The following is a 7,472-nucleotide window of genomic DNA, read 5'->3' as shown; positions in this document are numbered from 1 at the left end:
TTGTGTGTGCGGCCCCCTCTTGTTGTCGTGCGGGCGGCGGGGCGCCGCGTGGGCCGCGCCGGCGGGGGGGTTGTGGGCCGCGGGGGGGCGGTCCCGGCCCCCGCCCCCCCCGGCTCCCGAGGACATCGCGTGACGTCATCAGCTCGTCGCCGTGAGTTCCTTGAGGGCGATGTTGAGCTCGAGGACGTTCACGCGCGGCTCGCCCATGAAGCCGAGGGTGCGGCCCTCGGTGTGCTCGTCGACGAGTTTGCGCACCTCCGCGGTGGACAGGCCGTTCTTCTCGGCGACCCGGTGGACCTGGAGGTCCGCGTACTGCGGGGAGATGTCCGGGTCCAGTCCGGACCCCGAGGAGGTGACCGCGTCCGCGGGAACCTGGGACGGCTTCACCTTGTAGGTGCCCGTGGAGTTGTCCTTGACGACGGCCGCCTTGGCGTCCTTCACCCACTGGATGAGCTCTTCGTTGTCACCGGAGCGGTTGGTCGCGCCGGACAGGATGAGCTTGTACTGGGTGTTGACGCTGTTGGTGCCGAGGCCGTTCTGCGGGCGGCCCTGGAACCACTTCAGGTCCGGTGCCGGGGTCTCCTGGCCCTCCTTCAGCGGCAGGTTGTAGGCCTGCCCGATCAGGGAGGAGCCGACGACCTTGCCGTCCGCCTTGATCTCGGAGCCGTTCGCCTGGTCGTGGAACAGCCCCTGCGCGATGCCGGTGACGACCAGCGGGTAGAGGACACCGGTCACCAGGGTCAGCACGAGGAGGGCGCGCAGGCCCGCCCCGACCAGCCGGGCGGTGTTCGTGACGGAGTTGTTCATGGCCTTAGCCGATCCCGGGGATGAGGGAGATGAGCAGGTCGATGATCTTGATGCCGATGAAGGGGGCGACCAGTCCGCCCAGGCCGTAGATCGTCAGATTGCGCCGCAGTAGCTTGTCGGCGCTGACCGGCCGGTACTGCACGCCCTTCAGGGAGAGCGGCACCAGGGCGATGATGACGAGAGCGTTGAAGATCACCGCGGACAGGATCGCGGAGTCCGGTGAGGACAGGCCCATGATGTTGAGCTTGTCCAGGCCCGGGTAGACGGCCGCGAAGAGCGCGGGGATGATCGCGAAGTACTTGGCGACGTCGTTGGCGATGGAGAAGGTGGTCAGCGCACCACGCGTGATCAGCAGCTGCTTGCCGATCTCCACGATCTCGATGAGCTTGGTCGGGTTGGAGTCGAGGTCGACCATGTTGCCGGCCTCCTTGGCGGCCGACGTGCCGGTGTTCATGGCCACGCCGACGTCGGCCTGCGCGAGCGCCGGTGCGTCGTTGGTGCCGTCACCGGTCATCGCGACCAGCTTGCCGCCCGCCTGCTCCCGCTTGATGAGCGCCATCTTGTCCTCGGGGGTGGCCTCGGCGAGGAAGTCGTCGACACCCGCCTCCTCGGCGATCGCCTTGGCCGTCAGCGGGTTGTCGCCCGTGATCATGACGGTCTTGATGCCCATGCGGCGCAGTTCCTCGAACCGCTCCCGCATCCCGTGCTTGACGACGTCCTTGAGGTGGATCACGCCCAGGACACGGGCCCCGCGCGCGTCCTCGACCGCGACGAGAAGGGGCGTACCGCCGGCCTCGGAGATGCCGTTGGCGATCTCGTCGGCGTCCTCGGCGATGGTGCCGCCCTGCTCCTGGACCCAGGAGATGACCGAACCGGCCGCGCCCTTGCGGATTTTGCGCCCGTCGACGTCCACCCCCGACATGCGGGTCTGGGCGGTGAAGGCGATCCACTCGGCACCCACCAGTTCGCCCTGGTGGCGCTCGCGCAGGCCGTACTTCTCCTTGGCGAGGACGACGATCGAGCGGCCCTCGGGTGTCTCGTCGGCCAGCGACGACAGCTGCGCCGCGTCGGCGACCTGCGCCTCGGTCGTACCGCGCACGGGCACGAACTCGGCGGCCTGCCGGTTGCCCAGCGTGATGGTGCCGGTCTTGTCCAGCAGGAGGGTGGAGACGTCGCCGGCGGCCTCGACCGCCCGGCCGGACATGGCCAGCACGTTGCGCTGCACCAGCCGGTCCATGCCCGCGATACCGATCGCCGAGAGCAGGGCGCCGATGGTGGTCGGGATGAGGCAGACCAGCAGGGCGACCAGCACGACCATCGTCAGGTGCGTGCCCGCGTAGTCCGCCAGCGGCGGCAGCGTGGCGCAGGCCAGGAGGAAGACGATCGTCAGCGAGGCCAGCAGGATGTTCAGGGCGATCTCGTTCGGCGTCTTCTGCCGGGCCGCGCCCTCGACCAGGTTGATCATCCGGTCGATGAAGGTCTCGCCGGGCTTCGTCGTGATCTTGATGACGATGCGGTCGGACAGGACCTTCGTGCCGCCGGTGACCGCCGAGCGGTCGCCGCCGGACTCCCGGATGACGGGCGCGGACTCGCCGGTGATCGCCGACTCGTCGACCGAGGCGACACCCTCGACGACGTCGCCGTCACCGGGGATGACGTCGCCCGCCTCGCAGACGACCAGGTCGCCGATCCTCAGCTCGGTGCCGGGCACACGCTCCTCGCGGTCGTCCACGAGCCGGCGCGCCACCGTGTCGGTCTTGGCCTTGCGCAGGGTGTCGGCCTGTGCCTTGCCGCGGCCCTCGGCGACGGCCTCCGCCAGGTTGGCGAAGATCACCGTCAGCCACAGCCAGACGCTGATCGTCCAGCCGAACCAGTCGCCCGGGTCCGTGAAGGAGAAGGCCGTGGTCAGGACGGACCCGATCCACACCACGAACATCACGGGGGACTTGACCATCACCCGCGGATCGAGCTTGCGGAAGGCGTCCGGCAGCGACCTGACCAGCTGCTCGGGGTCGAAGAGGCCCGCGCTCACGCGGCCCTCGGGGGCCTTGTGCCCGGTGGGGGCGTCCTGGTGGGGAGCGAGGGTGGGAGTGGACATGGAGTCCTGCTTCTTTACGTCGGTGGTCATCACGCCAGCCCTTCGGCCAGCGGCCCCAGCGCGAGAGCGGGGAAGTACGTCAGACCGGTGATGATGATGATCGTGCCGACCAGCAGGCCGGTGTACAGGGGCTTGTCGGTGCGCAGGGTGCCCGCGGTGGCCGGGACCGGCTTCTGCTCGGCGAGCGAGCCGGCCAGCGCCAGCACGAACACCATGGGCAGGAAGCGGCCGAGGAGCATGCACAGGCCCAGGGTCGAGTTGAACCACTGTGTGTCCGCGTTCAGACCGGCGAAGGCCGAGCCGTTGTTGTTCGAGGCGGACGTGTAGGCGTAGAGGATCTCGGAGAAACCGTGCGCCCCGGTGTTGGTCATGGAGTTCGCCGGGGTCGGCAGCGCCATCGCGCAGGCGGTGAAGACCAGCACGAGCGCCGGGGTGATCAGGATGTAGCAGGCGGCCAGCTTGATCTCGCGGGAGCCGATCTTCTTGCCCAGGTACTCCGGTGTGCGGCCCACCATCAGACCGGCGATGAACACCGCGATGATCGCCATGATCAGCATGCCGTAGAGGCCGGAGCCGACACCGCCGGGCGCGATCTCACCCAGCATCATGCCGAGCATGGTGATGCCGCCGCCGAGGCCGGTGAAGGAGGAGTGGAAGGAGTCCACCGCACCGGTGGAGGTGAGCGTGGTCGAGGTCGCGAAGATCGACGACGAGCCCACGCCGAAGCGGACTTCCTTGCCCTCCATCGCTCCGTTGGCCAGTTCGAAGGCCGGGCCGTGGTGGGAGAACTCGGTCCACATCATGAGCGCGACGAAGCCGACCCAGATGGTGGCCATGGTGGCGAGGATCGCGTAGCCCTGCTTGACCGAGCCGACCATGACGCCGAAGGTCCGGGTGAGCGAGAACGGGATGACGAGGATCAGGAAGATCTCGAACAGGTTGGAGAACGGGGTCGGGTTCTCGAAGGGGTGGGCGGAGTTGGCGTTGAAGTAGCCGCCGCCGTTGGTGCCCAGCTCCTTGATGGCCTCCTGGGAGGCGACCGCGCCGCCGTTCCACTGCTGCGTGCCACCCATGAACTGGCCGACCTCATGGATGCCGGAGAAGTTCTGGATCGCGCCGCACGCGACCAGCACGAGCGCGCCGACGACGGCGATCGGGACGAGGACACGGACCACACCGCGCACCAGGTCGGACCAGAAGTTGCCCAGCTCACCGGTGCGGGATCGGGCGAACCCGCGCACGAGTGCCACGGCCACGGCGATGCCGACGGCGGCCGAGACGAAGTTCTGCACGGCGAGACCGGCGGTCTGCACGACGTGGCCCATGGCCTGCTCGCCGTAGTAGGACTGCCAGTTGGTGTTGCTCACGAACGACGCGGCCGTGTTGAACGCCTGGTCCGGGTCGATCGCGGCGAAGCCGAGCGAGCCGGGCAGGTGGCCCTGGAGGCGCTGCAGCAGGTAGAGGAACAGGACACCGACGGCGGAGAAGGCGAGCACGCCGCGCAGGTACGCGGGCCAGCGCATCTCCGTGTCGGGGTTGGCACCGATGCCCTTGTAGATCCACTTCTCGACGCGCCCGTGCTTGTCGGAGGTGTAGACCTTGGCCATGTAGGTGCCGAGGGGCTTGTAGGCGAGCGCCAGCGCCGCTATCAGTGCGAGCAGTTGGAGCACGCCCGCGAGTACGGGACCCATCTCTTGTCTCAGAACCTCTCCGGGAAGATCAGGGCGAGGACGAGATATCCCAGGAGGGAGACGGCCACGACGAGGCCGACGACGTTCTCGGCGGTCACAGCTTGGTCACCCCCTTGGCGACAAGGGCCACCAGCGCGAATACCGCGATCGTGGTGACGACGAAGGCCAGATCGGCCATCGCGAACTCCTGGAGTGAGGTTCGGTTGATCGGACGATTCGAGGAAAGCGCATCGGTGACCGGATCAGGCCGGTCGTTGACGCCTCCCTTACGGCCGGGCCCACGACTTTGACGGAACCCTGACGGCACCTGGTCCGCGTCGGTGACCAGGCCTCGCCGCAGAGGTGGGTGGTCCCGCTTCAGGGCAACCGAAGCGGAGGCGGCAGATCACCGCGTTGGTCTCCCGTCGCACGGCGTGCGCGACACCGCGCCCCGCCGGTTCTGCAGCGGTCTCCCCCACGCTCGGCTTCGCTCGCGCGGGGGGACACCCCCGGCCACAGCCGTTCCGGCTCGGTCTCCGGGATCCGCACGAACAGAGTTCGAGCCGGGCGGCGTCACCGGCGTGACGTTCGACGACATGGCGCAGCGGTTCGTCGGGACACGGCCAGCCGCAGGATCCGCTTCATCGCCAACGTGCCCGACCACCGGGGTGCGGCCGAACAGCGCGAGAAGATCGCGCAGGTCCGCGCCGACAACGACGTGCCCGTGCAGGAGGACTTCGTCTTCCTGCACGGGCACGTCACCGACCCGTCCGACGTCGAGGCCGGTCTGACGGTACGCGGCGAGGTCCTGCACAACCGCTACCGCGTCCTCCCCCTGGAGTCCTCCGTCCCGAACGCCCTGGCGGCCCTCCTCCTGCACGTCCGCGACACGACCAGCGCCGTCCCGCGCGTCTCCTGCGAGGGACCGAGGGCAACCCCTTCGCCGACTTCTTGCGCTTGTTCCTGTTCGGCCAGGGCGAGGTGGCCCCGATCACCCGCGAGGTGCTGCGCTCGGCGGAACCGCCCACGGGTGCACACCGGCTGAACGACGGCCTCGGCATCGGCGCTTGGACGCTCATCGCCGCCGGTCTGCTCGAGACGATCCACCGCCCCTGCTCGGATCCCGACGACGCCCGGTAGCCTCGCCGACCGGCGACCAGGTCCTGACCGCAGCCTCCAGGTCTGTCTCCCCGCCGGGGGCCGCACCGCTTCGTCGTGAGGGTGACGGCCGCGACCGTCCTGCCCGGTGTCGTCCTGCACGGAGTGAGCGCGAAACCCGTCGCCCGCTGGTTCGCCCGGCACTCCCTGACCGAGGAGCCAGGCAGCGCGTTCCCGGACCGGCCGGCTCCTCACCGAGTTCGCCGCCCACCCTCGATGGCAGGACCTCCCCGCCCTCTTCGCCTCAGCCGTCCGCGGCTGACCCTCGCCGCGACGCCCAGAAGGGGTGCGCCGTACCGGCACGGCGCACACCGCAGGCACCCGTCACGCACATGACGCACATCACGGACACTCGACAAAACCGCAGATCAGCGGCCCTTCTCGGCAGGCTCCAGGATCGCCACGCACTCCACGTGATGCGTCATCGGGAACAGATCGAACGCCCGCAGCGTCCGCACCCGGTACCCCCCGTCCCGGAAGTACGCCAGGTCCCGCGCCAGCGCGGCCGGATCGCATGCCACGTACGCGATCCGCCGGGCCCCCAGCGACGAGAGGTGCTCCACCGTCTTGCGGCCCGCGCCCGCCCGCGGCGGGTCGAGGACGATCAGGTCGACTTCCTCGATGCCCGTGCGCGGCAGCACGCTCTCGACCTTGCCCTGTTCGATACGGACGCGCTCGAAGTCGGCGAGGTTGTGCCGCGCGTCCTCCACCGCCCGCTTGCCCGACTCGATGCCGAGGACCGCGCCCTGCTCGCCGACCCGGTCGGCGAGCGCGCCGGCGAAGAGGCCGACGCCGCAGTACAGGTCGAGCGCCATGTCGCCCTTGCGCGGCAGCAGGCCCTGCATGACCGCGGTCACCAGGGTGTCCACGGCCTTCGGGTGGACCTGCCAGAAACCGCCGTTGCCGACGCGGTACGTGCGGCCGTCCGCCCGTTCGCGGACGAAGGGGCGGCCGTGGACGCGGTGCACACCGCCGGAGCGCTCGTCCACCCGCAGCACGGAGACGGGGCGGTCGAGTTCGACGAGCGGGAGGCGAGCGCCCGGCTTCGGGGTGAGGATCACCTGGCGGTCCTGGGAGCCCGTCGCCGCGATCGCCTCGACGGAGTCCATGCCCGTCCAGGACCGCTTCTCGATGCCCAGCTCGCTGACGCCCTCCGCGGCGATCATGCAGTGATCGATGGGTTCCACCTCGTGCGAGCGGTGCCGGCGCAGGCCCGCCCGGCCGTCGGCGGTGACGGCGTACTGCACGCGGGTGCGCCACGCCGGGACCTGGCCGGCCGGCACCTTGTCGCCCTCGGCGGGCAGCACCGTGCCGTCCCAGCCGGCCTCCTCCGGGGTGAGCCCGGCGAGACGCTGGAGCTGCTCGGCGACGACGTCGGCCTTCAGGCGCCGCTGCGCCCCGGGCTTCGCGTGCTGCCAGTCGCAGCCGCCGCAGCGGCCGGGGCCGGCGAACGGGCAGGGCTCGTCGATACGGTCCTTGGAGGCGTCGAGCACCGTCACCGCGTCGGCGCGCAGGAACCGCGCGCCCTCCTCGCCCTCCGTCACCCGCGCCACGACCCGCTCACCGGGCAGCGCGTGCCGTACGAACAGCACCTGGCCCTCGGACGTACGGGCGATGCAGTGGCCGCCGTGGGCGACGGGGCCGACCTCGACCTCGTACTCCTCCCCCACCAGCGACTTCCTCGGTTCTGCCTGCATGGCGGGGTGACTCCAAAACACGTGAGGGGAAGGGCCGAACGG

General features: G+C 69.9%; 6 protein-coding genes and 1 pseudogene. 1 reads left to right on the top strand and 6 read right to left on the bottom strand.

Annotation, left to right across the window (positions count from 1 at the left end; all coding sequences use genetic code 11):
* Positions 1–138 precede the first annotated feature (138 nt).
* From ACFV20_RS21310 to ACFV20_RS21290, 5 genes are read right to left on the bottom strand one after another with little or no spacing between them, the layout of a single operon-like run.
* Entirely contained in the window at positions 139–807 is a 669-nt protein-coding gene (locus ACFV20_RS21310) for a potassium-transporting ATPase subunit C (RefSeq protein ID WP_385658682.1), read from the bottom strand.
* A 4-nt stretch (positions 808–811) separates the two neighbouring features.
* Positions 812–2,935 (bottom strand): potassium-transporting ATPase subunit KdpB, encoded by a 2,124-nt coding sequence (kdpB, locus tag ACFV20_RS21305; protein WP_385658681.1) that lies wholly within the window; start codon positions 2,933–2,935, stop codon positions 812–814.
* Positions 2,935–4,596, bottom strand: coding sequence for a potassium-transporting ATPase subunit KdpA (kdpA, locus tag ACFV20_RS21300; protein ID WP_385658678.1), 1,662 nt, complete (start codon positions 4,594–4,596; stop codon positions 2,935–2,937). Before kdpA ends, kdpB begins: the two co-directional genes overlap by 1 nt.
* A gap of 8 nt (positions 4,597–4,604) precedes the next feature.
* Positions 4,605–4,694, bottom strand: coding sequence for a K(+)-transporting ATPase subunit F (gene kdpF / locus ACFV20_RS21295; RefSeq protein ID WP_037672136.1), 90 nt, complete (start codon positions 4,692–4,694; stop codon positions 4,605–4,607).
* Complete coding sequence (locus ACFV20_RS21290; protein ID WP_385658676.1) at positions 4,691–4,903, bottom strand: hypothetical protein; 213 nt, start codon at positions 4,901–4,903, stop codon at positions 4,691–4,693. The genes kdpF and ACFV20_RS21290 overlap by 4 nt, the downstream gene beginning before the upstream one ends.
* 244 nt (positions 4,904–5,147) lie before the next feature.
* On the opposite strand from ACFV20_RS21290, the pseudogene ACFV20_RS21285 reads away from it, so the two are divergent.
* A pseudogene (locus tag ACFV20_RS21285) lies at positions 5,148–5,620 on the top strand (amino acid transporter); the annotation flags it as partial.
* Between the two features lie 481 nt (positions 5,621–6,101).
* Here the strand turns inward: ACFV20_RS21285 and ACFV20_RS21280 are convergent.
* Positions 6,102–7,430 carry a class I SAM-dependent RNA methyltransferase gene (locus ACFV20_RS21280; RefSeq protein ID WP_385658675.1) on the bottom strand — a complete coding sequence of 443 codons (1,329 nt, stop codon included), beginning with the start codon at positions 7,428–7,430 and terminating at the stop codon, positions 6,102–6,104.
* Positions 7,431–7,472 lie beyond the last annotated feature (42 nt).

This window comes from Streptomyces sp. NPDC059696 (genome assembly GCF_042733745.1).
In the GTDB taxonomy this organism is placed as follows: Bacteria; Actinomycetota; Actinomycetes; order Streptomycetales; family Streptomycetaceae; genus Streptomyces.
This window is presented reverse-complemented; position numbering and strand designations above follow the sequence as displayed.

What these genes read in the sequence shown, in the direction of transcription:
- kdpA (WP_385658678.1), bottom strand. Translation starts at nt 4,596, where the DNA reads ATGGGTCCCGTACTCGCGGGCGTGCTCCAACTGCTCGCACTGATAGCG.
- ACFV20_RS21310 (WP_385658682.1), bottom strand. Translation starts at nt 807, where the DNA reads ATGAACAACTCCGTCACGAACACCGCCCGGCTGGTCGGGGCGGGCCTG.
- ACFV20_RS21280 (WP_385658675.1), bottom strand. Translation starts at nt 7,430, where the DNA reads ATGCAGGCAGAACCGAGGAAGTCGCTGGTGGGGGAGGAGTACGAGGTC.
- kdpB (WP_385658681.1), bottom strand. Translation starts at nt 2,935, where the DNA reads ATGACCACCGACGTAAAGAAGCAGGACTCCATGTCCACTCCCACCCTC.